Below are 24,458 nucleotides of genomic sequence, written 5' to 3'. Positions count from 1 at the left end.
TAAACGGTTGTCGCGGTTGATATGTTTATGCGGACGGTCCCGACTGGGGCTCCTATGGCGGCACCAGCCGCCACAGAAAACGGATATTGCACGAGCGCACCATTGCCTGGGGCAGTCGGCAGCGATGCCGCGATATTGATGCCTGCTACTGTCAATGTTTGTGCAGTGGTTCCTGCCGGCGCCGTCCATATATTCCCCCAAACATCCCAGTCGCCAGGGCTTAGGGACAGGGTAGCAATCGTAGCTGCCGTATTCGAGGTCAACGATACGGCAGATCCAGAGGCTACAGAGACGGACAAAAATTCACCCACGGAACCCGCTGCGGCATTCGATCCGTTTCCTGATCCAACAATGTTCGGTGTGGTCAACATTGGGGCAGAACCGAATACTAGCGACCCACTACCCGTCTTATCGGATATGATCCCCGCGAGTTGCGCCGATGTGGTGGAAGCGAACTGCCCCAAAGTGCCTGCTGTCGAGGCGCCATTAGTGACGTTAGCTACCGGAACATTCCCCCATTTGGGGGCTACACCAGCACCTTGGGACACAAGGGCCTGCCCTGATGTAGACGTTCCTGGGTTGACTAGTTGATATGGATTGAGCGTCGTCATGGTCGGTCCTAGATTTGCCAGCGGGTAAACACTACCGGGGGAGAGGAATATGTGATCTTCAGAGCATCGCCCGGATTGAGGATGAAGGAGCCAGATCCCGTACTAAGCGCCCTTTCGAAGCCGCTTCGTATGAAGCTAATTTGCGACACGCTGCCTCCAGATATCACGACGTTCACGGCATAAGGATCGTGATGCGTATACGTGAAGGGAGAGGCGCCGACAGCCACATCGTTGGCCGGTACATAATCGCCTGTATATCCATACATCATTGCAAAGGCGGGGCAATCAATAACCTTGATATTCGCCCCATTGCTCGGGTCGGCACCATTGAGCGCCGTGCTTCCTGTGAAGTGGCAGTCACGAAACGTGACGACCGTACTACCTCCACCAGATGGCATGGGAGATACCGGGGGGCCGATATAGCACATCGGACGTGGGATATCAGGATTCCCATCAAAGGTTGTCCCGGAGAAGAGGATTGAATCGGTATTCAAACCTCCGCTTGGATCATTGACTATGAGCCCATAGGCCGTGCCGCCTTCAACCCTGCCACCAAACCATTGGTTGGTATCTGCGTACTCCAGAAGCCGAAGATTGATATCCGCGCCACTAAACCTGCAATTCACAAACGTATTCAACGTAATCGCAGCATCCACAAGGCCGCTCATCTGGAAGCCTACGTTCTGATGCTGCGACGACATGCAGTTTACGAACGTGTTTAGCCCAGACGGCGCCCCCGAGATGGAACTCCAATCCACACCGATCAGTGTGGAATTGATCCAGCGGACATTGTTGAACAAGCATCCACCGATACTAAAGAACTTTTGACACGTAGCGCCGCCGTTTGCGTTGAATTGGATGTTATCTATGCGCCCGGCCCATTTCGTTGCGGTGGCGCACAATGTACCCGTAGTGGATCCGTTCCAAATTAGCTCAGAAACTGCGATATTGTTCAATTCAGGGAAGGCCGCAGCGCCACTTTCGCCATAGAGGCTTACACCGTTAGGCAGCGTGATAGTTGATGTAATGCTATAAGAGCCAGACGGCACATAAACTATCGCCCCTCCCTTCCCCGAGGCAGCAGCAATGGCCATATTGAACGCGTGTGTATCATCAGTAACCCCGTCGCCCTTCGCGCCATAATCGCGCACATCGACCCAATCCGTAATACGATTGTATAGTTTGGATCCGGGGGCTACCTTCGCATCCGTAACAGTCCCATTCCCAGGCACGCCGATGGCGACTGTAGAACCGCCTTTAACATATACATTGGATACGCCAACGGGTATTGGTGCAGGGAAGCTCAGTACCTGATCTGCGAGGGTAAAATCGTGCTGGGGGGTGCCGTCGAAGTCCACCCACAGATTGGAAGCCGAACCGAAATCACTCGTCAGAATCAGCGTGGTGGTCACGCCTGGGGTGTAATCCATCCCGGCAGAGAAAGTCTGATCGATCATATCCCCTAGCAAATTTGCATTAGGGTCTTCGGTCAATTGATCCCAAATCAGATTGTCGAACTGATCGTAGACGACCTGCCGATACGAGCCAGATCCCCATATAACGGCCTCCCCCCTCGCATCAAGAATCACCGGGTTGGTGTTCAGGATAGTTTGGTCCGGATCCTGATATGTGTTCTTCTTAGTGCTGGTGTTGGGGATATAGAAGTACACTTTCCCGCCAACCAACGGCTTCCCATTGTTGTCGGTGAAGTACTGTTTTCCGTTGGGCAACAAACTTGCCATGGTCGAATCCCCTAATCTATGCTCTGGCTATGACTGAACGAATGTTGTGGTTTTCTGCGATTTATCTGATCTGGTGCTTCGTTAGCGGCTTCCTAACGAGGTGGCGCAGCGATTCCGCGAGGCGCCGTAGCGTTGATGGCTGGGTACAAGAGCCGCTGGATACCCCCCAACTGACCCGTTGGGGGCGCGAGACTCGGTGCACGCTGGAGCGCCGCCGCCCCTGATTGAGCGTTTAGGAGCAGTTGCTGAAGCGCCCCCTGGATCGCTTCGTTGTTCATGTTCATCAGGCCGGAGGTCGTGCGTCCAAGGGAGCCACCGATTGCGCCACCGGCAGCAGCGCCAAGCGGGCCACCCATCAAGTACCCCAATCCCCCCCCTAGCGCCGAGCCGATAGTCCCGGCAGGCGCTTTCCCTGCAAGCGCACCGAGTTTCCCGGGGAGGACCTGCCCTAGCATGTTTTGAGTCGCCAGGTTTTGAGCGGTGGCCGAGCCAACCGACTTGCCAAGCTGGGTCTTCCCGGAACGCAGTAGGTCATCCCGAATTGACTTAAGTGCTGCTAGCTGATCTGGCGCTATGGACTTGGCGTCCTGCGCCCCAGGCTTCGCAGCTTCCTTTGTGATCTTGGCGATTGCAGTCTGTATTTTTTGAGGCGTGATATTGCCGTTTACGTCCGTAAGTTGGAGACCTTGCAGATACCGCATCGCGTTGATCGGCTTGGAAGCATCTGCATAGGCCTGTAAATAGGCATCGAACCCTGGCGCGGCCTTTGTAATGGCGTCATCCAGGCTATCCTTTACGGCCAGCAGTTCGCGGGACGCTTGCATGCCGGCAGGATTGGAATTCGCCAATCGCTTATCCAGCAGGTCGTCAATCTGCTTGCGCACGGAGTTGTAGAGAACTTCGGGATCCGATTCGAGATTGCCCTTTGCGTCAACGATCTTGGACCGAATATTGTTCAGGCTCTGGGCTACGGCATCGCGCTTGCCAGACGGACCACTCAGGATCGAATCTATTGTGTCCAGCACTGGCTTTGCGTCCGCCACGGCCTTGTTGCCGAACACATTTGTGAGAGCAGAGTTAGCCGCCAGATCTCGAGCGGCTTCGGCAGCAGCAATATCGGCCGGGGTTCCTGCCGCAGTCCCCAACTGAGCAAGACGGGCAGCCGCATTGTCCCCTTCTCGAGCGACAAACTCATTGGGGTTTAGATCGCGCAAGGTGCGCTGTAGCGTGGCGATGCCTGCATTACCCGTGGCCTCTGCCAGCGTTGGAACTGACCCTGGGACGATCTGCGATAGATCCGCCGTTAGAGGCCCTCCAGCAGCCGCACGGGCAAGCGTGTTTTCAGCGATTCTCTGCTGACCGGCTTGAGTAAAAGGATCAATCAATGCACGAATCCCGCCAGCAGCAGCAGAACCCAGACGGGATGCTCCAGCGCCAACTATTGGCAGCGCTCCCCCCAATGCAGCGCCCATCTTGGCGTTCTGTGCAGCCTGCTGGTAATAGTCATTCCCCGACCGCTGCCCCGTAACCAGGTCCGCCAGTCCGCCAATCTGCGGATTGACCATCACCGGCGTATTTGCCGCGTAAGCAGCCCCCTGCAAGGATCCTCCGCTGGCGCCCCCGAGGAGCCGAGCTAGACCCTGAGCGGTCTCTCCACCACCAAGGCGCGCAGCGAGGCTCCCCGCACCCTTGGCGACGGTCTCTATAGGGGCAGCCGCCGCCGTAGGGCCGCCGATGAAGGCAGGCATGAGATTGCCGATCAAGCGGCCCGTACCTGCCGGGATGGATCCGGGCGTTGCGGCCTGATATTCGGCCTCGCGTTGAGCCGCCTGGGCGTCATACGCCTGAACTTGAGGGTTCGCACGCTTTGCCAGATCGGTTCCGAATAGGCTATCAATCCCTTGGAGGATCTGTTGCCCCTGGTGCGCCGCATTCTGGCCAATCCCGGCCGGCAGGTCGGTCAGCCCCTGATAGGTGCCCAGACCGAAGTTGCCCAGGCCCTGCATGAATTCCGAGGGCTGAGTATCGGTCTTGGCTCGATCTGCCGCTTCCGAGGCTGCTTGCTGGGCAGTTTTCTTGACTTCCCCGGGCGCACCACTCATTTCGATCCGCATCACGCCATCAGGGCCGCGCGAGGTCGTAACGTCGGGCTGCTTCACAAACGCATTGAAGATAGCGTCGTCGTCGTTTGCGGGCTTCTGGCCGGTGAACGCCCCGAAGATTTCGTCGTCGGACGGCCCGGAAGACGATTGAGGAATGCCGGGAAGCATCTTCCCACCAAGTTTGCCAAAAACGGATTGGGCATATTGGCTAGGTCCGGCATGGACCGCCTCAGAGTTCGGGCCGGCATAGTACGCATTCAACGCCTTAGTCGGATCGTTGAAGCGGTCCAACTGTTGCCCCAGATACCAGGCACCCACGTTCACCCCAATCTCGGGCTTCAATAGGTCTTCCATCGTGTACTTGGTGCTGTTGGCTTGGTTGTAGTCAGCCAAGGCCGCTTGACGAACCTGCATCGCCCCATATGCTCCCTTCCCGCCTCCGGAGAGGTTGACAGCAGACGGATCGCCGCTTGACTCCTGCTGAATGACGGCACGAATCAGCGTCGGGTCAACATTCCATTGTTTGCCGGCAGCGTCGATGATTGAGGAGAGGTCAGCCATCATTGCCCCGGCATTTGGAGAATGCCCGACCGGACAAGGTTGCCCAGATCTGACTTGAAGCGGCCAATGGTGCCGTCCTTCGTCTTGCGGTCGATGAAGGCCTTTTGTTGATCCGGCGTCATTGATGTGAAGACGAAGGCGTCAGGGTTGACGGTCTTGTTCCAATTCGATTGCCACTTGTTAAACTGATCGGTCGTCAGGCCGGAATTTTGGAATGCCAGGTCCTGCGCGGCGCGCATCTTCTCGGCCGCGATGGTCTTGGTGAGAATGTCCTGGTTCGCCATCTTGGAGATTCCAGGGTTGGCATTCCCCGTAACGGCCGCGTTCAGGCGTGCATCAGTCCCGGAGCCAATGGCACCAGAGACCGACGACGCGTAGTTCGTCAGGATCTTTTTGAACTCGTCGTAGTCCTTGATGTCTTCCGTGATGCCGATCTTTTTCGCTACGTCGGGAGACAGCGCATTCAGGAATGATTTGGCAGTGTTGCGCCAGTCGGACCCAGGGCCAGTATCGATGTTGCCCAGGTTGGAACGCGCCTGCTCCAACAAGTTGATGCGCATGGGGGCATCCGCTGCGGCGTCATGCAGCGTTTGCGCGGCCGTATTGGATGTGCCAGCGGCAGCCGTGAGCGCGGCTTGTTGTCCAGGCGGAAGCGCCGTCATCAACCCCGGATTCCCGCCCTGCTGAGGGTTGTAGCGGCCCGTATAGCCAGCGCCACCCAAGCCGGCTTGTGCGCCGAGCTGCTGGGCTTTGGTGATAACCGACTTCGAGCCGTCCGGGTTCGTGACTTCAACGTTCCCAACCATCGTATCGGCCGAAGGGGTATTCTGGACCGTCCCTGCCACCATGGATTCACCCGTGAGAGGGTTGCGGTTCAAGAGAGTCTGGCTGCCGCCCGTGTTCAGCACGGAGCCTTGGGGCAGCATCGCGCCGATCTTCGCTTCCCCCGACAGGGAATTCAAGAAATGCTGCTTGACCCATTCCGCCTGTTGTCCAGGCTCCTGCGGCACGCTCTTGAGTTCGCGCAATGCCTGATCCTTGGGCAAGATTCCCGAGTTCACGGCGTCACTGATCGCATTGACGATATCGCTCGACATGTCGGCTTTGCCGTAATTCGGGCTTTGCATGAGCGATCCGATCATCCCCCGAATGGCGCCCTGCTGCTTCAAGGCCATTTCGAGCTTGCTGGTGTCGTACTGCTGCTGCTGATTCCGCTGTTGCAATACCTGATTCATGTACTGCGGCAGGAACGCACCCGCGCCACTCTGAGCGGCAAGTTGCTGGAACTTGTCGTAATCAACTTGGCCGGTCTGAGGATCAATGGATTGCTGGTAGGCCTGCGAAATGGACTGGTTCGCTTGCAACTGCTGCGAGGCAGCGCGCAGTTTCACAACGTCGCTCGCGGTGCCCAGCAGACTGCCGATGCCGCCGCTAGACTGCGCGGGCCGAATGCCGAGGGGGATGGTCGCGTCAATACCCATGTTTCAACTCCACCCGGAAACACCAGGAACGCCATTTAGGGCAGTCCCATAAATTGAGCCATTAGCCGTGAGGCCGCCCGAGCCGCCGCCGCCCAGCAGGGAATAGAGTCCCAGGCCGTTTGAAATGCCGCTCAATCCGCTAGAGAGTGCATTCGCAGAACCAATCGTTCCCGCAGCCCCAGCATTTGCGGCCTGCGTCGCATAGTTGCCCGCTGTGTTAGCCGTCTGAAGGCCAGCGTTTCCAACGCCTGCGGCAGCGTTTTGCCCCATACCTGCCAGACCGGCAAGCCGGTTGTACATATCGTTCGCAATGCCGTAATTCGTGTTGTAGGCTTGGAGTGCGCGGTTGTACTGTTGGCCGTAGGTGTTGTCCGCTAGGCCAGTAGCGTACGAAAGCAGCCCCTTTTGCTGCGCACCAGAAAGACCCAGGCCCATCGCCGAGTTCTGGTTATTCAGCGACTTCAATCCTTGTTGCAGGGTGAATTGATAGCCTGGCGTGTTTTCCAGGTCACTCGCGTCGAAGCTAAAGGGCGTGGTAAGCAGCGAACCGAGGCCCGAGAACGCTCCAGCGGCCTGCTGAGTCGCCTGGTTCTGCTTGGCCAACTCAGCCTGTACCGCCGCATCGAGTCCGGCCTGATCCACCACGTCATAGCCGCCCGTCCCGCCCGCATTCGGGTCCCACACCTGTGATGCGCCACCGCTATCGCCGTAGTAGCCACCGCTATCTACCCAGCCGCCAGTTCCCTTCGTCCCGCCTTGGGTCGTCGTGAATTGCGGCGTGAGTCGATCTCGAATCTGCTGTTCCGTTTCCCCTTGACCTGACTGACCCGCCGTGATTCCGGTTGTGGGCAACCCCAGCATCCCAAGCAGAGCAGCCAAGCCAGTTTGCCCAGCCCCCATATAAGGGGCTAGATTCTGCTGGTACTGTTGGAACATCTGCCATTGCTGGTCGGACGCGTTTTGCGCAGCATCAGCCTGTTGGTTGGCCGCGCTTTTGCTCGCGCTAGACGACATTGCGGATCCAGCCACGCCCGCGACAGCAGTACCGACCCCAACTGCGGCAGCAACCATGTCAATCTCCCAGCCATGCGCTATAGGTCGTCTCGACGTGCGAGAAGCCCAAGCGCTCAAACAGACGCCCAATGTCCTTGTGCGCCTTCGTTCCGACGAACATCCGTTGCACACCGCGGCGCTTGGCCTCGGCTTTGACGGCGTTCAGCAGCAGAACCCCGCCCATTGCGCCCCGTTTGTCCTGACGCAGATACAAAATATCCATGTGACACGTCAAGCAGGTCTGATAATGCAACCCAGGCGCCACGAAACCAACGAAGTAGCCAACAAGTTCGCCCTTATCGCGCACAGTCACGAACAGCACTTCACCGCGAGCATCACGGTCAAGATACAAACCGTATTGAGGATCTAAAGGAACTTTGTCCTTGTTCAGGGCGAGTTCTTCCCAATGGAGCGGGAACAGCGGCTTCATTTCTTCGAGGCGTTCGGTCAGGGATTCGACTTGGGCGGTAAGCATCACACACTCGTACGAATGTCCACGACCATCGAAATGCGGTCGTCGGCGCTGTTGTTGATAACTTGGTGGACCTGTTTGTTGTCGAACCAGAACACGTCCCCCGTGTTCATGTTTATCTGCTCATCCCCACACTTGATGATGGCTCCCGGGTAGCCCTGGAGCACGATGTGAAAGCGCGTGTAATAGCGCGTCTGCTCCGGTGTGTCGGCGTGCGGGAAGATGCGGCCACCAGGGATAATCCGGTTGATCATTACACGACCCAGACGCTCGCCTTGAACGCGAGACATCAGACCCATCACCAGCGGACGCGCCTCATGCAGAATCTTGTACGCGGGGTAATCGACCGCTTCGTACTGGTCATATCCCGCCAACTGATTCTGCTTATAGGCTTCAATCTGTTCCTCGGTCAGCCCTTCCACCTTCTCCGGGAAGCGGAGCATGATGGTGTCCGTTTCACCAAACGGACCCTGCGGGTAATGACGCAGGAACGTGTCCTCCTTCCACAAGTCCGGGCGACGTTTGATCGCCAGGACAAGCGGATTGGTGTCCACGCCATGCATGAGGAAGTGGAAGTTTTTCAACGAATACCCCCGATGCGATAAGCCTCGGAGGCAGTCGGCACGATGGGCGATGCCGTCGCGTTGATGAAGGTGATCGCCAAGGTATTCGCGGCGCTCACACGTGCCCCGGCGATCCCAAGACCCGCTTGAAGCGTGGGCTTGTTGACCCATACCGCGTCACCGACCGCAAGCCCGGGGACGGTGAACGTCTGTTCAGCGGTGGTGTTCGCTGCGACGGATGCAGGAGAGAGCGTCACGGTCTTTCGGTAAAGCGCGGTCACCGTGCTGGAGCCGGATCCGGCCATCGTCAAGCTTTGAACGCCCGCCAGCGTGTCAGTAGCAACTCCCAGGTACTTAGCCATAATTAACTCCCGCTAGTTTCGTAAACGCCGCCCGCCAGAGTCACAGCGGCCCCCGTAGCAGCCATCGCCTGCAATGTCATCCCCGCATCCAGTTGCAGGCCGATAGCCTGGGGCGGTACATAGGTTTGCCCTGCCGAAAGAGAAAACGCGGCCAGGATCGTGTTCGATGCCGCTGGGCTGCCTCCAGATGGAACCCGATACAGCGTCACGGCCACCGGGTTAACCGACGTATTCGTCAGTGACAGGTTATTGATCGTGCCCACGGTCCCACCTGGCGCCGTGTAGTACGTAGCCGCAGAGGTCGTAAGTTGTGCTGCCGGAATGGCCTTTGGGATTCTTTGCATGGCTATCTCGGAATGATCGTCACGGCCGGTACGCTGGAATAGGTGAGGCTCACAATGTCCCCCGCGTTCAGCTCAATCAATTGCGTGCCCAGGCCGGCAGCCGACAATGAAAGGCCCTTCACGTAGACCGATGACACACCTACCGGGATAGCCGACGTGAATGTAAGGCTGGTGCCAGACAGGCTGTATTGGTCATCGCCTTGGAATACGCCATCGAAGAACACCCAAAGGCGTTGTTTGGCCCCGAACGACTGTGACAGCGTGAGCGATGTGGTAGATCCAGGCGTGAAATCCGTACCGGCGACAAACGTCTGATCCGCGATATCCGCCCCTGAGTTGCCGAGAGGAAGCGCCATGGGACCACGTTGCAGGACGAAGGAGGATACGGAGCCACCGGAGAGGTAGAAGCCCTGTCGAAACCCCGCCGTATAGGTCCATGGCGACGTGGGCGGCATCGGCAATGAATAGGCAGACCGCGTGTACTCCGTGCTCTGCACAGGCGCGAAGATCATTTCGAGCAACTTTGCCTCATCGCGCGCGGGGGCCATCGCCATTTCAGATTGGAAGGCATCAGTCCCGGTAGGCGAAGGAGCAGCAAATAGCGCTTCGGTCGAAAGCACGTCCTCAATCGTCAGCGTGTCGGGAATCTCGCCCGATCCTCCGCCAGTCCTGTCCCAAAGGGTCAGCAGGAAGCGAATCCATACCTCCGCCACGCGACCTGACGGGTCCAAGAAGGGCGTATTCCAGAGAGGGAAGCCGGTAGGAATCGTCGCCATCACTGGTTCACCGCTACAGGCTGCACATAGGCGCCATTGAGGGCCGTTTTTACGGGCGCAGACCACGACAGTTCAAAAACACGATCACGCGCCATCCCCAAACGTTGGAATTGCAACGATTTGAGGTAATCCCCCTCCAATCCGAAGCTTTCGCGGATGTGATTGCCCCACGAGGCCCCGCGCGTATCGCTCCAGCGCAGGAAAACCGGTACTTCCTCGAAGTCAGCGCCCTCTCCAACCTGGAAATCCGCGATGAACTCGCGGTATGCAACCCGATTCCCATCGTCAACCATGTGCGGGAAGGACCGCAGGCGAGAAATCGGCGCTCCATCGTCCGTCATGGCATCCATGTCCAACCGATAAAGCTTGCCGTTCTCCCAATCGCCTACGACAGGAGTCCCATAGGCATAGGCGAAGCAATTGGAGCGATGGCGTTTGAAGACGCCCTGCTCATCCAGCCACAGCCATTCATGCCATTCCTTCGTGGAAAGGTCATAGACCCAGGTCTTTTGAGCACTCGGGAAGGTCAAGACGTATTGGAAATGCCCTTCGAGCTGGAACGTGTACCCACGCGCATCGTCAATACGCGGATAGCTCTGGATTTCGTTCTCGATGGCGTGTGTGGAGATCCGGACGGCCTCATATTGCTCCGTGTGGACCACCATGCATTTACCCTGCGGCGATTGGGCAAGCCAGTAGATCGCCCCATCCATTTGAGCCACGGAATCAACAGCCGCGCATCCGTGCTGGATGAACGTGCCGGGCATCCGCTGATACGGGAAGGTGGCATTCCCGGAGTTGACCCATACTTCAGTTGTCCATTGGCCCAGCAGGAAGATGTATAGGCGCGTGACGGCCAGCGTCAGCAACTTGTCCGCGAATCCGGTCTTGCCTGCGAAGTCCGTTGCGTCGAACGTGGCTTGGAACGCCAGCGAGATATAGAACTGAGTCGTGCCAGGGCGGTTCAGGATGAAAAATCCGTCCGCATACTGGATCGTGGTCCCACCGTAGAAGCCCAGGTCAGTGACGGACCCGAAGGTATTGTCAGCCAGGGTGACGGTGTAACCCTGCTCCGTACCATCCACGGCCAGCAACGTCGTTCCATTGTCAGCCATGTAGACCATGGAATCGATGGAGGATACTGAGCCTAGCTGCGTGAGACTCCAGTCAGAGCCGATGGCATAGAACGTCTGCCCGCAGACGCCGTAGAGCGTGCCATTGGAGGCGAAATACAGACCACGCCAGCCGAAGTCCGAGGACTCGGCAATCTTCACCAGACCGGGCGTCTGGTAATGGGTAGTGGGAAATGGCGCGTCCTGCGGGTTCTTCTCCACATACAGGTTCACGCACCGTTGCGCGTTCGCAATGATGCTCTTGGCCTGGTAGGCGCCGGAGATCAGTGGAACCTTCATCCCACGGTACTCCCGATATAGAAGTCACCATAGATGTTGTACGTGCCCGTGGTGCTTTGCAGCGAGACGGGCATTGCCATGCGGGGAATCTGCGTGTTGGCCTGCTCGATGATTCGCATCGATGCCTCGGCCTTCCTCGCCACCACGTCACTGACAGGAAGACCGTAGAGCGGATAGAGCTCCAGCGTCAGGTTCCACATCAGCGCCGCCTTGTACTCAGGCGGCAATACAATCTCATCGCTCAGGTTGTCGAACTGCTGCAACTGCTGCATAACCGTTATGAACACTTCATATTGGTTATTCGGCACCGGCCAGATGAACAGGTTGCCCACCGGATTGCCGGCGTCATAGAACGCATATTGCGGGAAGGCGTTCAGGTTCTTGATGGCGATCCGGTTGTAGTCCTCGCGCGCACGGAGGATCGTGAGCGGATAGTCCACCGGCAGCGGAGTATTCTGGTTCTGGCGGAAGAACGCAGACTCCAGCTTCGCGGGACGGGGAATATCGAAATCGCCACCAGGCCCCACGGTATAGGACAGCGCGCTCGTACCCTGCACGGATTGCGTGATGAGCTGATAGACCATATAGCGGCGGCGCTGCCATTGGGCCATCATCATGTTCATGACGTTAAAGGCGTCATTCACGTCCTCAGCGGACGCAGCCTGCCCCACCCCCAAGACGTTCGCCGTCTTGAGCGACAGATTGATGATGTCGCGGGGAGTAGTGGGCAGCGGAGAACTCATGCCTGCGCCTCGGCAATCATGGCTTGCAACTTCTCGACGCCTGTCTTGTGATGCGGGTTCAGACCCAACTCCTTCGCTTTCGCCATCAGGGCGTCTCGGTCCTGGTCCTCGTCCAACGAAGCACCGACCAGGACTTCTTCCTCGTCGGCGTTGTTGGCAAGCATCTTCGAGCCGTCAGCCAGGGTTACCCATTTCGGGTACTCCTGGAACACATACGGCGCGGTGAAATTGCGGTCGTTTCGGTTCTGCATGGAAACTCCAGAGGCAGGGGCACGAAGCCCCCGCCAGTCTTACAGCACGTCCGCGACGACAGCAGCCCATTCCGGACGGATCGAGGCGAAGCCATACAGAATGTCCATACGGGTGATCAGCTGATCGCTCATCACGTCGTAGGCCTGGATCATCCGCATGGTCACGCCGTCGAAGGTGGCGCGCGAGGCATTCACGACACCGGAGGTGGGCATTTCCAGATCAGCCGTCGCCAGGGTGAACGCTTCGGGGTAGTACGCCAGGTTCTGGCGATACTGCGAGCCAGCGGTGGCGACCAAGGCGATAGTTGCGCCGTTGGCAGGCGAAGCAGTCACGGTGTTGAAGGCGGCAGGCGCCGGAACGATGGCCGGGTAGATCGGGATCGAGGTCGCGCCCGTCGCAACGTTGGCCGTCACCACGAACTGACGCAGAGCGCCTTGGTCGGCGCCGGTCAGGCGGTTGATGGCGTTCACGCCCTGGATGGTGATCACGTCGCCCTTGTTCAGGGTTCCAGTAATGGCGTTGGTCACCAGGGTGTTGCCCGTCTGGCTTGCGCCGTTGACCGTGCCAGCCGAGAACGAGCCCACAGTGTGAACCTGGGTCGTCTGGTCATACATCCAGTCGAAGCCCAGGGTATCCTTCGTGATGATGCCGGTTTCGAATTGATCGCTGATCTTCTGTTGCGGATTGAACAGACCAGTCATGGTCCCTACGGAACGAGCTTGCGTCACCGGGTCCAAGATGATCTTGCGATCCATCATGGGCGCCAGGTTCTGCGTGATCGCTGCGCCCGCTTCCAGCCACGTTTGCGGCACAGGGGAAGCGAGGTTTCCGCCCGAGGTGTTCAGGATCAGGTTCGCGGCCGAGTTGGACAGGGTGATGATGTCGCCAGCCACGGCAGCGGCCAGGCGATTGACGGCCGGAGCCAGGATGCGCTCGCTGAAATCGTCCAACGACATGGTTTGTTCGGCAGTACCGAACGACACCGGGACGACTTTCTGATTGGCGACGGTGAGCGACGTGTTCTGCTCATTCGTGCCCTGCGGGGTGATCGAAGGACCGTTCTGGACGATGTAATCGTTCGGCAGGCGGATACGCAGGGTATCGCCAATCTTGGCACCCGTGCGGGCGAACTGATCGTCATATTGGCGGGAGATCGACCGCAAGAAAGCGTTCGACTGCGTGAACAGTCGAACGGCCTCATTGGTGATCATGTCGATAGTGAGTAGGCTGTTAGCCATGAGGAATCTCCAAGGGACAAAGAAAGGAGCGCTCTCGCGCTTGCTGTCTCTGCCCTGGGAGACTTCTCTACGGGCCAACCGACGATTGAGGCTCGCCTACGCCCTACTCCCCTTGCGGGTAAATGCCCCGACCTAGCGGTACTGCTCACATGCCTAGGTCGGTATCGCCAAGCCTAGGTATCGAAACGACGAAAATGCAATCACCGACGACGTTTTCGAGCGTTCTTGTTGCGCCACTCAAACCATTCGGGGGTTCCCACGGCCGGCTCACCGTCCGCCGTACCGCGTCCTTCGATGGGTTCGATGGGAGCGGGGGCGCTGGATACGGGTTTGGCGAATGCCTTCTTCGCCTTCGGGCTAAGCTTGGCCAGCTCGACAGCCATCTCAACAGGCGCCAGGCCGGCCAGCCGATGAGCCTCTTCCAAGTTCGTCCCGAGATACTGGACGACCTTCGCAGCATCAGGCACCGCGACCAAAGCACTGATGAAATCCGGTCCGACCAGACCCGCCATGCCCACCTGCTGGATAGCCCGGTCAAACTCGACGCCGAATTCCTTGATGCCCTCCGCGTTGATGGACTGAATGCCTGTATCCAGGCGCTCTTGAGCGCGGCGCTTCTCCACCAATTGGGGAGCTAGGCGCTCCGCATAGGCCTTAGCCAGTTCCTCGACGTTGCCATTGGCCCCGCTTTCCATCTGCTTTGCCAGGTCCTGGGCGCGCTGTTCCGCTTGGATAGCGCGTTCCTCGGCTGCTTTGCGGGCGGCGGTCAGTTCGCCAAAGCGTTTGAGCGCCCAATCGGGCACGTCGCCCTTAGGCTTCTCGGTCTGGACCTCTGGCTGAGTCTCTGGAGCCGTCGTTTCCGGGGCCTGCGTGTCGATCACTTCGCCTTCCATGGTGTTCTCCATGTCGTTAACCCGCTTGCGCGGTAGGTTGTGGTTCTTGGACTAGGGGGATACCTACAGTCGTCCCTTGCATACCGATGGCAAATGCATTGCCACCGTTCAATTCGCCCGGATCGTCCCCGATGATGGGGTCCGGGGCCTTCAAAATCTCCACCATGAGCTTGCGCAGGATCGGTTCCATGGCCTCGGGCGTCATCATGGGCTGGACGGCCTTCAAACGGTCCGTTTCGGCCTTGAAAGAGTCGATCATGGCCTTCTGCGTGTTCTCCATTCGCAGGGCCATGTGGTTCAGCGCATCGATATCCGCGCGCTGCTTCTCGATCTTCTCCAAGTTCTGCTTGGATTCGAGCTGTGCGCCGAGGTTTTGAACCATCTGGATCAGCTGCTGGTTCTGCTGCATCAGTTGCTGCTCTTGTTGCGTCGGCCCTTCGCCCTGGATCTCCTTCGGAATCCAATTGCGCATCCGCTCGGCGAGTTTGTCAGCGCTCGGGAAGTCGCCATTGGCCATGAACAAGTCGCCAATGACCTGGGCGAGTTGGGGAACAGCAGATATCAGTTCGCGCATGGCATTGAATGCCTCCTGCCGGCGCGTCTGATAGTTCGGGCCAATCTCCACCACCACGTCAAATGTGCCCACTTGGGGGTTGAAGATCGATTGAACCGCGTTCTGCTGCTTGTCGTCGCCCTGCTCCACAACACCTTGACGCTGCTCCGGGTCGATCTGGATCTGCTGCTGCTCTCCATCCTCTGCCATGATCCGGATGACGCGCTTGGTGTCGTATATCTTCGGAATCAGGTCCAGCAACTGCTTGCCGGTGTAGCGGATGGCATTGGCCACGCCATCGATGAAGTGATAGGTGGCCCGCTGCCCCTGCCGCTGGCGCTGGTCGATGGCCTTCCCGGATATCTCGTTGCCCTGCTCGCTGAATGTGGCCTCGTACTGCCCCGAGGTCATCATCATTTCCTGGGCGGCAGCCTGCATCCCGTCCATGTAGACGGGAGCCGAAGAGGGAGGATTTGGACGCTGAGGTGCTGGAATGTCGTTCCCCAGCTCGTCCCTTCCGTTGAAGGGCAGATACGGGTAGTTCTCGCGGTTCGCCGTGGCCCAATAGTTCTCATGGCCCTCAAACGCTTCGATAGGACCGACCCAGGGAGCCTTGGTCTGCAACGCGCCGTATTCCACCGCCGCCGATGTGTTGTAGTTGTACATGCGTTGGGCGTCCTTCATGTAACGGACAAGTCCCTTGCGGTCCAACTTCCCATCCAGGATGATTTCCTCGCCCACGCAGCGCACGATGGGGATGTACTTTCCGGCCCAACGCGATTCATCGATCACAGCGTTGGCCGCGATCAGGTACCACTTGACCTCGCGCTTATCGACCTTCCGCCGCTGTAGCTCCTGGCCCTTCGTCTTCTTGATAAGTTGCTTCTGCTCCTTGGTCATCGCGGATTCGCGCAGGAATTCGAAGGTGCCGTCCCCATTCGGTAGGGCATACATCCATTCCTTCGACTCCACGACCTCGTAGTACTCAGCCACGCGCACGCGGTTGTTCGACAGCCAGCCGCCGATATCCTCACCTAGCGTGGTGGACGAAGCAGCCGCGTCAGGATACTTGCGCTCGAACTCCTCGCGGGGCCATTCGTCATAGACAAAGCCATACTTCGCGTCCGATCCGTCGCGCTTCTTGATGTTCGGGTCCAGGTAGACAGCCAGGGGGTCCGGGACCTCCTTGATAAATATCTCCTGGTCAAAGCCATTGTCATCCGTATACGCGGTCGTGATGCGCCAATAGCCGATTCCACCAGCGACCATGTTCTCGGTCGCAATGTCGTAGGCGGTCTGCGCGTCCGATATGTACTCGATATGGCGGATGACGCCCTCGAATACCTGGGCGGATTCGTAGGTGGCTTCGGATCCCACAGGATGCACCTTGACGCTAGGCTTGTTCTCCTTGGCATCGTTCACCACGTGCAGGACGTGCGTATGCGTCTTGTTGATGGTCAGCATCGGCCGCCCGTCTAACTGCCGCTGGGCGCGCACCGCAGCATTCCATTGCTCGTGATTGTCCGGATCCGCATAGCAGAACCGGATATCGTCCGCGAATCGCTGGCGAGCCGTCGATTCCCAATCCTGGCAAGCTTTGAAGCGCCGATGCGCGCGGGCAATGAGTTCTTCGCTCATGGTCACATCCAGTATCCGCCAGCGGCGCGATGTTGATAGGGAAGGGATGACTTGCGCACATCCTTGGTGACGGGCTTAGGCTCTTTGAGCGCGACGGCCATGTATCCGAAGGCGTCAGCAGCGTGGGAGGCCCAATCGTGTAGCGGCTCCTTGCTGAACTGCTTAGTCTCTTCATCAACCCGATAGCGATAGTTGCGCAGGGCATCAAGGCCCAACTCACACTTGCGCTCGTCAAACCACATCATGGGCAGCATGAGACGGGCAGCTTCGATACGGGTATCGATGGAAGTCTTCAGGACGGTCCGGACCTTAAAGCCCGCTGCTCGTAGTTGCTGGGCCACCGTTCTTTCGGCTGCCAGCAACTCGTTATTGGCATCGTGAGGGAGCCAGCAATCGCCATAGACATAACGCTTTGCTTGAAGCTCGACGATGTACTCTCCGATGTGCTTCCCGACCCCCTCCACGTAGTCGATGACTCGATATTCGAAGGGCGCGAGTTGCGCAAACCAGATTGCCGTTTTGTCTGCGCGCCCCAGGTCCCAAAAGATGTGAACAGGCTTGGATGGGTCATATGGGACTGGACGGATTCGAGCAGCAGCCTCGCGTAGTTCTTTCGCATATACAGCTCCCATTACTGGCGTTTCGAACGAGCACATGAACTCCTGTTCGAAATAGGCTGTCCCCAATGCCTCGCCATAGTCTTTGATGTAGTCGGCCAAGAGGCGCTCCAACTGCGCCTCACTCAGGATGCCCGTATCCCTCGCGGTCAGCACCTGAGCAAATGCGTTCGGATCTTCCTTGGCGGCCATCAACGTCCGGTGCGCGTGATTCTTTCCGCGAGGCGTCGTGTTGAAGATCTGCCACCCTCCGTTCTCGGCCAGGATCGGGCGCAGGTATGCTTTGGCAGCCGGGTTAGATAGCGCCCATTCCGAATACACCAAACCAACCGGAGGGGATCCCACTAGAGAGTTGAAGTTGTCCGACCCCACAACCTGGAACGTCGAGCCGCTAATCAGCTCTATGTACATTTCCTGGTCGTTCTGACGCTTGCGGATCTCAGGAGGGAATGCCTCATCAACACGCTTCATCCCCGTGCGGGGGTTGATGGCATTCCAAATCGCCTTCTTGGCCTGGGCAGCGAGCGGGAGCATGTACCAATACGTCCCGATGCGCTCGAAGGACGCCACGGCAGTCCAATGCAGCCCCAGATCATCCTTGCCTGACCGGCGATGCCACACCAGCTCCGCATGCCTTCCCCCCCCCTCCAGATAGCGCCAGGCGTCCATCTGGTAGTCCCGAGGGCGCCAGTTATTCGGAAGGGTGATCGCCGGCATCGGTGAATCTCACGATGTTGACGTTCAGTTCCATTTCGCCTGTGTGCTCGGCCTGGATCTGGCTCAGGTCAGGAACGCTCTTCTTAAGCAGAATCTCGATAGCCTTGAGACGAGAGGGCGTCAGCTCCTTCTCATCTTTTCCAAGTGCATGATTTTGCAGAACATTGATCAGCTGACTGGCTTGGATCTTGGTCCTTACCTCGTCCTGATGATGTTTGCGAAGGCGAGCGGCCATTTAGCGCCCCCTCGCCTCCAGGAACGCCGTCCGACGCTGCGCCCGGATGCGCTTGGCCATGTGCATCGCGCTCGCTTCCACGCGACGACGGCGGATGTCCTCGTGGATTGCATCCACAATGGACTTCGGGCCGAGTTTGTCGGCCAGTTCGCGGGAGCGCAGGTATCGGTCGGCGTAGGTCATGCCTTTACCCATGACAACCAGGATCGAAGAGGGCTACTACCTCACCCTTTATATAAAGTGCAAGCTTGGCGTCCCAGGCGCTGATGCCTACGATATCGGCGCTATCGGCTTCAATAAAAAACTCGCCGTGGTTCGTTTGCACTCTGTATGTGCCCAGCGGCTTCGATGGGCTCCCATCCGCCTGTTGGGCCTTGCATTCGCATTGGCATCGATGCGTCAACGCGGCATTGAACGCAGCGAGGGTCGCCAGATTCACTTGCTCACCCCACGCTGCGGGATGATGGGCACGCCGTTGACCTTGACCGGCTCAGCCTTCGGACCCGGAGGCGGGACGAAGCGCTTGGAGTTCGCACCCGAAGTGCGGCAGCCCTCGGCATAGCGAGTGGCGGGAGCCATGTCGGCAGAGACTTTCAGACCGTCTTTCATGTGGGATACCCTCAATGGTTAAAAAGAGGGCGCCCGCATCTACGTACAAGGAGCAAAGACGGAGCGGGCCACCCCACTCCAAAGCCTAGGTATCGAAACGAAATTTGCGCAAGCATTGAAAAGCCCCTAGCGATTTCTCACTAGGGGCCACGAATTGGTACTCGGCATTTATCGTCAGCCCAGTTAAGACGACTGGTGGAAATGTGCACCAGATTCAAGCCGAACCCTTGCGGGCCGGGTAACGCTGGTTGGGTCGGCGGTCACCGAGCCCATGTCTTTTGGACGAGACAACTTGATGGTGGCCGGTGCTGATCGCCGGCTTGCCCTAAGGCGGACGGGAGCTACTCCGCTGCGCATCAGCCTGCGCATTCACCATCAAGGATGGCGACTGAAAAGCATGGATTTCACGTCCATGCATCGGCAGTGTCACAATCGCCATGCGTGATGATGCTCATCACAAGCCTAGGTATCAATACCCGATATGGTCAAGTTCTCGATAGACGATCACGCTCGATCCCATGCAGATCGGCTTCGGGTGCGCCGCACATCGCTCTGCGGCCTGGCGCAATTGCCCGCTGAACTGGATCGGCCTGCGTTGCATCGCGTTGATATCGCGCTTACCTGCCGCCTCCGGGGGCTTCTCGTCTATGAATCTCAGCATGTAGGTGAAGGAGTCTTCAGGGATGGGCCAGCCGGTTTCTGCTTCGATCAGCGTCAGGATGGTTTGTAGCTTCACAGAGGTGGGAAGCTTGTAGCCCTTATCCCGCAGCTTCGCCGCCGCCGCGCGCTTTACGTCAATGGCGTTGTGAACATCTATCCGGCTCTTGCATTCCGGGCCGTTGCGGTGGGGCTTGATGGCGATGGAAGTCATTCTGCTTCCCCATCCGCCGCTGCGGCGACCCGCGCACATGCTATCCCTAGCAGCCCAATCAGGCCCGCAACTGTGATGATCAGGATCTGATAAAAGTCCATGTCATTTCCCCAGGGAAGCAGCGTATTCGATCAGGTAAAGTTTGGGGGCGATCCATATTTGGATCCATGTGAACCCATAAAGTGCGAGGGCCGCTATGGAAGGCATCATCGAAATCGCGGGGATATACCAATAATCTGGAAGGTCGTTATAGTTTCCCCGCGCCTCACGCAATTCGGTAACCTTTGCCATCGCGGCGTCACGCAACATTTGTCGGTCATTTAGTTTTCTCAGTTCGTCTTGACACATGTTCATATTGGCTCTCGGGATAGGGTAATCACACACATTTTCGTATTTCTGAATCTCATATTCCAGATTTCGCCATGCAAGATGAATTCGGCGCATTTTCAATAAGATCCCCACACACCCAACAATCAGAGAAGAACACACGCCAAAGACTAAGAGGGAGGCAACGAGCTTCCACACCAGAAGTTGCTGTATTACGTCTGGTAATTGGGCCTGAAGAAAAGAGACGCCTGCGTCTACCCCTTGGGTTGCCCGCCCCAGCAGATTAGCAAGCGCCTTTTGCAATTGGTCGTTCATTTCATTTCCCCTTGGTTCGTGCCGCGAGAGTCACGGCCACGCCCAGAGCTGGCCATGCGTGAGTAGATACCCCGTACAGCGGGCCGGGCTGCTTCTTGGTGCCGATTTGCGGCGTCTTGCCTCCACCTGTGCGCGGGAAAAGATCAAGCAGCGCCTGGCGTACATTGGCGTCCTTGGCTTTGGTGGTCCCGCATAGGTGCATCTTTACGTCCTTGCGATAGAGGAGACGCGCTTCCTCAGGGGTTTCCAGGGCCTGGACAAATCGACCGATCCACAGGCAAGTTTCGAAGACCTCCTTGCCGACTGGCATCCCGTAGGAGGCAATCATTTCAATTGCTACCTGCGTGTATTCCACTGCCGCGAGGCGCGAAAGTAAGATTTGGTTCGCCTGAACTCCTGAGGAGAGCACCATTTGATGGTCCGGCAGATAGCAGCACCAACCTGACTTTTCCGGTCCAGGATCAATGGCAAGGATTGAGTATGGGACGGTGCGATCTATCGAATTTGGATCACACCCCGCCATCGGATCCAGGGCTACGTCCATTTGCTTCATCGCGCCCTCTCCACGTTCCAGATAGCCGTCCGGAATGGCGATACCTCCATCCCACAAATGGCGCTCATGATTGCTTTGATATGGTCAGTTTTCGGCCGGTCGCCCTTGGGGCGGGGAGCATCATCGTTTTCCCCGAGAGACCAACTAGCACCATAGTTTCCATTGCGATTACGCTCCCAATCGGAAATATGAATCCGCTTGTGGTTATGGAGGCTTGTTAACGCTTTGATGACGGGGTTATATGACTCCCCGCTCAGATCAATTATTTGGTACTGGGCAAGCTCCCCACGCTCCCGCAGCAGCATAAGAATCTTTCGCTCTGTGGCTTTACTCATGACAATTTCTCCAAGGGAATCTCATACGTCGCTGTGCCACCAGCATCCAGCCGCTGGAAACCAATAGCGGGCTTGTCGGACCCGGATAACAGGACGCGCTTTGCAGAAGAAGCATCCCCGATCAAGACCGGCGCCGTACTCTTGAATCCCTGCTTCTGGTTGTTGGCGTCGGTGATACCAATCAGCACCTTCGAGTGTTCCGGGGTCTCGTTGCGCATCGCATATCCCCGGTAGCGGTTCTCGAACTCCTTGGCGACGAACGGCCAATCCCTCTCCGTCTTCTCCCCCAAGGCAATCCAGCCGCCCATTTCCTCAATCACCCTGTGGATAACTGCGTCATCAAAGGCGACGGTTTGGTATGTGCCGACCTGGCGCACGGCCTTATCCACCTTCGACCATGCAACCAGGGCGCTATCCTGGCTGGAGCCGCGCAGCATCTTCACCACGTCGGCAGGCTTGGGCATGAACTGGCCGGAGTCCGGATTCACGCAATGACGGTTCAGAGCCTCCGCGACGGCTGCCAGATCGAACGGCTGCATCGCTTGCCACCAAACGTTCATCGCAAACTTGCTTGCATCCTGGCGATAGAACGCGAACACATCGCTGATCAGAGCGCTGAAACGCGGTTGGTCAGTAGGTTTCATTCTGCTGGCTCCTCAGCCACTGCTCTGCGACCTTTCGGTTGCTGGCCTCCAGTGCTTCCTGGCGGTTGAAGTGCTGCCCTGGGAATCGGCCATCCGCTTGTTCGGCCTTCGGGGCGTACAGGTCTGTCCACTTGCCCGAGAGCACGCTTTGGTTGATCACCGCGACAGGGTCATGGCCTTGATCCCGGAATTTCGTAAGTTTCAAAATCGACAGTTCAGCAGCTCGATCAGTCAACGGAGCCTTGACGGCCTTACGGTGCGCAACCCAATCCTGCCAAACCTGTTCCGGCAACCAGTCAGGCAAGGTGACGGCCGGACTCTTATTGACGGTTCCCTGACGTTTCTTTGATGGTTCAATGACGGTTCCGTGTCCCGTTTTTGGGACCCTTTCATGGGAAATTTGGGACTCTTTATGGGGAAAAACGGTACTCTTTATGTCCGTTTTCGGTACTGTTCCGTTTTCGGTACTGTTCCGTTTTTGGGCCTCTTTAACAGTCCCAATTTCGGGAGTCTTTAAGCGATAGACGATCACCTGTTTTGTCGAACCTTTACGCTCCCCTGTGTCCTCCAAGAAACCCATTTCCTTAAGCCTGGCGACATTGGCCAGGACGGTTTTACGGTCCTGATCCGTCGCCTCAGTCAGATACGCCATGGAGGGCCAAGCGATGAAATCCTGTCCATCCGCGCAGTTGGCTATCGCCACCAATACAAACTTGGCGGACGATGGCTTAATGGGCTGCTTGAGCGCCCAGGAAATGGCCTCGACGCTCACTCAGCCTCCCCGAATACCAACTGATATCCCTCTTCTGCATCTGCCGGCCACTTCCCCATATCCATCAGCGCCAGCCGCGTGCGCTTGATGCCGTCACGCAGGTAGGCATCCCGGATCGAGCGGGCAACCTTGAATTCGGCATCCACGAAGGCGTGACACTTCCAGCAGCCCCAGGCAGCCGCCCAATCGTGGGCCTTGAGGCCCTTCGCCTTGCCAAACAAAGATTCGTTGGAGTGGCAGGCAACCGTCGTTTCCTTGTCGCCACAGCAGACGCCAGGAATGCGGATCAAGCATTCCTGACCCTCGGCCAGGTCCAGCAGCGCACGATTGCGGTACAGGGTCTTGGTCGTGCGCAGACCGGCACGACGACGGCGGAGGGGCTTGGAGCGCGAGAGCATCAGTGCAACTCCACCCCGAAACTGCCGAATACGCACTCCAACCCGATGCCGACGAGTTCACGCGCCAATTCACCCTGCGCCGAATCAGGCTCGGCGCGGCGGCTGTCCACCATTCCGTTGCGCCAACCATGCCAGAAGGACCGGCTCTTATCGCTTCCTGGCTCGTCGCCGCCGTTCAGGCCATGCATATAGCCTGCAACGATGTCGTCATCATCAAGAGTGTCCAAGTCAGCTTTGGTGCGGACGGGTTGGAATTCGCTCATTTGCGCGACTCCATGTAGGGCTTGCGCACGAGGTCATGGAAGATGCGCGCCGCCACTGGGTTATGGTCCAGCTCGCGCCTGCTACTGATACAGCAGATATCCAGGATCCAGTCCCGGGCGCATTCACCATCAGGAACTCCAGCGAATTCCCAGAACTCCGGTTGCTGGCAGAAGATGCCGGCCAGCTTCGCCAGTTCGCCACCCTTAAGCTGTTGATCTTGTTGCAGAACCGGATTCTCGGTTTTGGGGCGCTCGAAGTCGGCAACAAGGGGGGCCAGGGCAACCGGCATATCGATTGACGGGAACAGCTTTAGGAACTCCCCACGGCAGGCAGGATCAATGTCCACCTGGACGCGGATGGTGCCATCGGACATTTCCTTCATCGCTCTTCGGGTTCCGCTGATGGCTTCCATTTCACTGCCTCGTCTGTTGGCTTTCCAATACATGCCGAAATCCAATCATGCGCAGGGCTTCGGCAAACTTCGGGTCTTCTTCGGTGCGCTTATTCGTGGCTTCCCACGCTGCGTCTAGGTTGTCTCCACACTCCGCCTTTACTGCTTGGCGAACGCTCCTTACGTACTGCTCCGCTTCTTCATAGGTCATTAGCGCCTCATATCGGCTTGGTACTCTTCCATCAGATTCAGCACCGCCCGCTTCACCAGCCATTGGGTGATGGCGCGGTTGCCCAAGATTTGCTCCACGTCGGCAATCTTTTCAGCCGGCAAATCAGCCCTCCTGTTCCCGTGCTTGTCGTAGGTCTCCGGGTGAAACCAGATCGTGACGTGCGGGGCATGCGCGCCGATTTCCTCGGCAAGCTGGGCCTTGGTCATGTTCGGACGAACCCGCGTTTTCCAGGCCAACCTGACGGCCTCACGGAAAGACTGGCATTCACTGATTTCAGATCGAGCTAAAAAGCCATCGACCAAGGCAAGCTGTTGAGTTGCAGGCATTTTTTTGTTCTCTATTAGTGAAAAACAATGGAATTACGGGTTGGATTACGGGTTAA

At 57.8% G+C, this 24,458-nt stretch carries 30 protein-coding genes; all 30 read right to left on the bottom strand.

The window, feature by feature from the left end:
- Positions 1–619 precede the first annotated feature (619 nt).
- The 30 genes from C7R54_RS15770 to C7R54_RS15630 all read right to left on the bottom strand — a co-directional run bounded on the left by C7R54_RS15770 (position 620) and on the right by C7R54_RS15630 (position 24,402).
- Positions 620–2,353, bottom strand: coding sequence for a glycosyl hydrolase family 28-related protein (locus C7R54_RS15770; protein WP_129151391.1), 1,734 nt, complete (start codon positions 2,351–2,353; stop codon positions 620–622).
- A 92-nt stretch (positions 2,354–2,445) separates the two neighbouring features.
- Positions 2,446–5,019, bottom strand: a complete 2,574-nt coding sequence (locus C7R54_RS15765) for a lytic transglycosylase domain-containing protein (RefSeq protein WP_129151390.1) — start codon at positions 5,017–5,019, stop codon at positions 2,446–2,448.
- Complete coding sequence (locus C7R54_RS15760; RefSeq protein WP_129151389.1) at positions 5,016–6,497, bottom strand: hypothetical protein; 1,482 nt, start codon at positions 6,495–6,497, stop codon at positions 5,016–5,018. Before C7R54_RS15760 ends, C7R54_RS15765 begins: the two co-directional genes overlap by 4 nt.
- A gap of 3 nt (positions 6,498–6,500) precedes the next feature.
- A complete protein-coding gene (locus tag C7R54_RS15755; protein WP_129151388.1) occupies positions 6,501–7,568 on the bottom strand; it encodes a hypothetical protein in 1,068 nt (355 codons plus the stop codon).
- Position 7,569: 1 nt separating this feature from the next.
- The gene (locus tag C7R54_RS15750; RefSeq protein ID WP_129151387.1) at positions 7,570–8,025 is read right to left on the bottom strand and encodes a GNAT family N-acetyltransferase; all 456 of its coding nucleotides are present in this window, start codon (positions 8,023–8,025) and stop codon (positions 7,570–7,572) included.
- Complete coding sequence (locus C7R54_RS15745) at positions 8,025–8,606, bottom strand: aspartyl/asparaginyl beta-hydroxylase domain-containing protein (protein ID WP_129151386.1); 582 nt, start codon at positions 8,604–8,606, stop codon at positions 8,025–8,027. Before C7R54_RS15745 ends, C7R54_RS15750 begins: the two co-directional genes overlap by 1 nt.
- Positions 8,603–8,947: a hypothetical protein gene (locus C7R54_RS15740; protein WP_129151385.1), complete on the bottom strand. Its 345-nt coding sequence runs from the start codon at positions 8,945–8,947 to the stop codon at positions 8,603–8,605. Before C7R54_RS15740 ends, C7R54_RS15745 begins: the two co-directional genes overlap by 4 nt.
- A 2-nt stretch (positions 8,948–8,949) precedes the next feature.
- Positions 8,950–9,210 carry a hypothetical protein gene (locus C7R54_RS15735; RefSeq protein WP_240039543.1) on the bottom strand — a complete coding sequence of 87 codons (261 nt, stop codon included), beginning with the start codon at positions 9,208–9,210 and terminating at the stop codon, positions 8,950–8,952.
- A gap of 83 nt (positions 9,211–9,293) precedes the next feature.
- On the bottom strand, positions 9,294–10,067 hold the full coding sequence (locus tag C7R54_RS15730; protein ID WP_129151383.1) for a hypothetical protein: 774 nt from the start codon (positions 10,065–10,067) through the stop codon (positions 9,294–9,296).
- Positions 10,067–11,479, bottom strand: coding sequence for a packaged DNA stabilization protein (locus tag C7R54_RS15725; protein WP_129151382.1), 1,413 nt, complete (start codon positions 11,477–11,479; stop codon positions 10,067–10,069). The genes C7R54_RS15730 and C7R54_RS15725 overlap by 1 nt, the downstream gene beginning before the upstream one ends.
- Positions 11,476–12,222 carry a hypothetical protein gene (locus C7R54_RS15720; protein ID WP_129151381.1) on the bottom strand — a complete coding sequence of 249 codons (747 nt, stop codon included), beginning with the start codon at positions 12,220–12,222 and terminating at the stop codon, positions 11,476–11,478. The genes C7R54_RS15725 and C7R54_RS15720 overlap by 4 nt, the downstream gene beginning before the upstream one ends.
- Positions 12,219–12,473, bottom strand: coding sequence for a hypothetical protein (locus C7R54_RS15715; protein ID WP_129151380.1), 255 nt, complete (start codon positions 12,471–12,473; stop codon positions 12,219–12,221). Before C7R54_RS15715 ends, C7R54_RS15720 begins: the two co-directional genes overlap by 4 nt.
- A 39-nt stretch (positions 12,474–12,512) precedes the next feature.
- A complete protein-coding gene (locus tag C7R54_RS15710) occupies positions 12,513–13,712 on the bottom strand; it encodes a P22 phage major capsid protein family protein (RefSeq protein ID WP_129151379.1) in 1,200 nt (399 codons plus the stop codon).
- 200 nt (positions 13,713–13,912) lie between these two features.
- Positions 13,913–14,605 carry a hypothetical protein gene (locus C7R54_RS15705; protein WP_129151378.1) on the bottom strand — a complete coding sequence of 231 codons (693 nt, stop codon included), beginning with the start codon at positions 14,603–14,605 and terminating at the stop codon, positions 13,913–13,915.
- 16 nt (positions 14,606–14,621) lie between these two features.
- Positions 14,622–16,796: a portal protein gene (locus C7R54_RS15700; RefSeq protein WP_129151377.1), complete on the bottom strand. Its 2,175-nt coding sequence runs from the start codon at positions 16,794–16,796 to the stop codon at positions 14,622–14,624.
- 2 nt (positions 16,797–16,798) lie between these two features.
- Positions 16,799–18,130: a terminase large subunit gene (locus C7R54_RS15695; protein WP_129151376.1), complete on the bottom strand. Its 1,332-nt coding sequence runs from the start codon at positions 18,128–18,130 to the stop codon at positions 16,799–16,801.
- The gene (locus tag C7R54_RS15690) at positions 18,105–18,365 is read right to left on the bottom strand and encodes a hypothetical protein (RefSeq protein ID WP_129151375.1); all 261 of its coding nucleotides are present in this window, start codon (positions 18,363–18,365) and stop codon (positions 18,105–18,107) included. Before C7R54_RS15690 ends, C7R54_RS15695 begins: the two co-directional genes overlap by 26 nt.
- Positions 18,366–18,548 carry a hypothetical protein gene (locus C7R54_RS15685; RefSeq protein WP_129151374.1) on the bottom strand — a complete coding sequence of 61 codons (183 nt, stop codon included), beginning with the start codon at positions 18,546–18,548 and terminating at the stop codon, positions 18,366–18,368.
- A gap of 252 nt (positions 18,549–18,800) precedes the next feature.
- The gene (locus tag C7R54_RS28885; protein WP_158021222.1) at positions 18,801–18,944 is read right to left on the bottom strand and encodes a hypothetical protein; all 144 of its coding nucleotides are present in this window, start codon (positions 18,942–18,944) and stop codon (positions 18,801–18,803) included.
- Between the two features lie 499 nt (positions 18,945–19,443).
- Entirely contained in the window at positions 19,444–19,845 is a 402-nt protein-coding gene (locus C7R54_RS15680; RefSeq protein ID WP_129151373.1) for a hypothetical protein, read from the bottom strand.
- Between the two features lie 102 nt (positions 19,846–19,947).
- Positions 19,948–20,487 carry a hypothetical protein gene (locus C7R54_RS15675; protein WP_129151372.1) on the bottom strand — a complete coding sequence of 180 codons (540 nt, stop codon included), beginning with the start codon at positions 20,485–20,487 and terminating at the stop codon, positions 19,948–19,950.
- A 1-nt stretch (position 20,488) separates the two neighbouring features.
- On the bottom strand, positions 20,489–21,040 hold the full coding sequence (locus tag C7R54_RS15670) for a hypothetical protein (protein ID WP_240039542.1): 552 nt from the start codon (positions 21,038–21,040) through the stop codon (positions 20,489–20,491).
- Positions 21,037–21,375 carry a hypothetical protein gene (locus C7R54_RS15665; RefSeq protein WP_129151371.1) on the bottom strand — a complete coding sequence of 113 codons (339 nt, stop codon included), beginning with the start codon at positions 21,373–21,375 and terminating at the stop codon, positions 21,037–21,039. The genes C7R54_RS15670 and C7R54_RS15665 overlap by 4 nt, the downstream gene beginning before the upstream one ends.
- Positions 21,372–22,019 (bottom strand): DUF6475 domain-containing protein, encoded by a 648-nt coding sequence (locus C7R54_RS15660; protein ID WP_129151370.1) that lies wholly within the window; start codon positions 22,017–22,019, stop codon positions 21,372–21,374. The genes C7R54_RS15665 and C7R54_RS15660 overlap by 4 nt, the downstream gene beginning before the upstream one ends.
- The gene (locus C7R54_RS15655) at positions 22,006–22,791 is read right to left on the bottom strand and encodes a helix-turn-helix domain-containing protein (RefSeq protein ID WP_129151369.1); all 786 of its coding nucleotides are present in this window, start codon (positions 22,789–22,791) and stop codon (positions 22,006–22,008) included. Before C7R54_RS15655 ends, C7R54_RS15660 begins: the two co-directional genes overlap by 14 nt.
- The gene (locus C7R54_RS15650; protein WP_129151368.1) at positions 22,788–23,189 is read right to left on the bottom strand and encodes a nuclease domain-containing protein; all 402 of its coding nucleotides are present in this window, start codon (positions 23,187–23,189) and stop codon (positions 22,788–22,790) included. Before C7R54_RS15650 ends, C7R54_RS15655 begins: the two co-directional genes overlap by 4 nt.
- Positions 23,189–23,452, bottom strand: a complete 264-nt coding sequence (locus C7R54_RS15645) for a hypothetical protein (RefSeq protein WP_129151367.1) — start codon at positions 23,450–23,452, stop codon at positions 23,189–23,191. Before C7R54_RS15645 ends, C7R54_RS15650 begins: the two co-directional genes overlap by 1 nt.
- Positions 23,449–23,865 (bottom strand): hypothetical protein, encoded by a 417-nt coding sequence (locus C7R54_RS15640; RefSeq protein ID WP_129151366.1) that lies wholly within the window; start codon positions 23,863–23,865, stop codon positions 23,449–23,451. Before C7R54_RS15640 ends, C7R54_RS15645 begins: the two co-directional genes overlap by 4 nt.
- A 1-nt stretch (position 23,866) precedes the next feature.
- On the bottom strand, positions 23,867–24,055 hold the full coding sequence (locus C7R54_RS15635) for a hypothetical protein (RefSeq protein WP_129151365.1): 189 nt from the start codon (positions 24,053–24,055) through the stop codon (positions 23,867–23,869).
- Positions 24,055–24,402: an XRE family transcriptional regulator gene (locus C7R54_RS15630; protein WP_129151364.1), complete on the bottom strand. Its 348-nt coding sequence runs from the start codon at positions 24,400–24,402 to the stop codon at positions 24,055–24,057. The genes C7R54_RS15635 and C7R54_RS15630 overlap by 1 nt, the downstream gene beginning before the upstream one ends.
- Positions 24,403–24,458: the final 56 nt, after the last annotated feature.

It is taken from the genome of Achromobacter aloeverae (genome assembly GCF_004121055.1).
GTDB lineage: Bacteria > Pseudomonadota > Gammaproteobacteria > Burkholderiales > Burkholderiaceae_B > Bordetella_C > Bordetella_C aloeverae.
The sequence above is the reverse complement of the archived record's forward strand: the minus strand, read 5'-3'. Positions and strand labels throughout refer to the sequence as shown.

What these genes read in the sequence shown, in the direction of transcription:
- C7R54_RS15770 (WP_129151391.1), bottom strand. Translation starts at nt 2,353, where the DNA reads ATGGCAAGTTTGTTGCCCAACGGAAAACAGTACTTCACCGACAACAAT.
- C7R54_RS15765 (WP_129151390.1), bottom strand. Translation starts at nt 5,019, where the DNA reads ATGATGGCTGACCTCTCCTCAATCATCGACGCTGCCGGCAAACAATGG.
- C7R54_RS15760 (WP_129151389.1), bottom strand. Translation starts at nt 6,497, where the DNA reads ATGGGTATTGACGCGACCATCCCCCTCGGCATTCGGCCCGCGCAGTCT.
- C7R54_RS15755 (WP_129151388.1), bottom strand. Translation starts at nt 7,568, where the DNA reads ATGGTTGCTGCCGCAGTTGGGGTCGGTACTGCTGTCGCGGGCGTGGCT.
- C7R54_RS15750 (WP_129151387.1), bottom strand. Translation starts at nt 8,025, where the DNA reads ATGCTTACCGCCCAAGTCGAATCCCTGACCGAACGCCTCGAAGAAATG.
- C7R54_RS15740 (WP_129151385.1), bottom strand. Translation starts at nt 8,947, where the DNA reads ATGGCTAAGTACCTGGGAGTTGCTACTGACACGCTGGCGGGCGTTCAA.
- C7R54_RS15730 (WP_129151383.1), bottom strand. Translation starts at nt 10,067, where the DNA reads ATGGCGACGATTCCTACCGGCTTCCCTCTCTGGAATACGCCCTTCTTG.
- C7R54_RS15725 (WP_129151382.1), bottom strand. Translation starts at nt 11,479, where the DNA reads ATGAAGGTTCCACTGATCTCCGGCGCCTACCAGGCCAAGAGCATCATT.
- C7R54_RS15720 (WP_129151381.1), bottom strand. Translation starts at nt 12,222, where the DNA reads ATGAGTTCTCCGCTGCCCACTACTCCCCGCGACATCATCAATCTGTCG.
- C7R54_RS15715 (WP_129151380.1), bottom strand. Translation starts at nt 12,473, where the DNA reads ATGCAGAACCGAAACGACCGCAATTTCACCGCGCCGTATGTGTTCCAG.
- C7R54_RS15710 (WP_129151379.1), bottom strand. Translation starts at nt 13,712, where the DNA reads ATGGCTAACAGCCTACTCACTATCGACATGATCACCAATGAGGCCGTT.
- C7R54_RS15705 (WP_129151378.1), bottom strand. Translation starts at nt 14,605, where the DNA reads ATGGAAGGCGAAGTGATCGACACGCAGGCCCCGGAAACGACGGCTCCA.
- C7R54_RS15700 (WP_129151377.1), bottom strand. Translation starts at nt 16,796, where the DNA reads ATGAGCGAAGAACTCATTGCCCGCGCGCATCGGCGCTTCAAAGCTTGC.
- C7R54_RS15695 (WP_129151376.1), bottom strand. Translation starts at nt 18,130, where the DNA reads ATGCCGGCGATCACCCTTCCGAATAACTGGCGCCCTCGGGACTACCAG.
- C7R54_RS15690 (WP_129151375.1), bottom strand. Translation starts at nt 18,365, where the DNA reads ATGGCCGCTCGCCTTCGCAAACATCATCAGGACGAGGTAAGGACCAAG.
- C7R54_RS15685 (WP_129151374.1), bottom strand. Translation starts at nt 18,548, where the DNA reads ATGACCTACGCCGACCGATACCTGCGCTCCCGCGAACTGGCCGACAAA.
- C7R54_RS28885 (WP_158021222.1), bottom strand. Translation starts at nt 18,944, where the DNA reads ATGGCTCCCGCCACTCGCTATGCCGAGGGCTGCCGCACTTCGGGTGCG.
- C7R54_RS15680 (WP_129151373.1), bottom strand. Translation starts at nt 19,845, where the DNA reads ATGACTTCCATCGCCATCAAGCCCCACCGCAACGGCCCGGAATGCAAG.
- C7R54_RS15675 (WP_129151372.1), bottom strand. Translation starts at nt 20,487, where the DNA reads ATGAACGACCAATTGCAAAAGGCGCTTGCTAATCTGCTGGGGCGGGCA.
- C7R54_RS15670 (WP_240039542.1), bottom strand. Translation starts at nt 21,040, where the DNA reads ATGAAGCAAATGGACGTAGCCCTGGATCCGATGGCGGGGTGTGATCCA.
- C7R54_RS15665 (WP_129151371.1), bottom strand. Translation starts at nt 21,375, where the DNA reads ATGAGTAAAGCCACAGAGCGAAAGATTCTTATGCTGCTGCGGGAGCGT.
- C7R54_RS15660 (WP_129151370.1), bottom strand. Translation starts at nt 22,019, where the DNA reads ATGAAACCTACTGACCAACCGCGTTTCAGCGCTCTGATCAGCGATGTG.
- C7R54_RS15650 (WP_129151368.1), bottom strand. Translation starts at nt 23,189, where the DNA reads ATGCTCTCGCGCTCCAAGCCCCTCCGCCGTCGTCGTGCCGGTCTGCGC.
- C7R54_RS15645 (WP_129151367.1), bottom strand. Translation starts at nt 23,452, where the DNA reads ATGAGCGAATTCCAACCCGTCCGCACCAAAGCTGACTTGGACACTCTT.
- C7R54_RS15640 (WP_129151366.1), bottom strand. Translation starts at nt 23,865, where the DNA reads ATGGAAGCCATCAGCGGAACCCGAAGAGCGATGAAGGAAATGTCCGAT.
- C7R54_RS15635 (WP_129151365.1), bottom strand. Translation starts at nt 24,055, where the DNA reads ATGACCTATGAAGAAGCGGAGCAGTACGTAAGGAGCGTTCGCCAAGCA.
- C7R54_RS15630 (WP_129151364.1), bottom strand. Translation starts at nt 24,402, where the DNA reads ATGCCTGCAACTCAACAGCTTGCCTTGGTCGATGGCTTTTTAGCTCGA.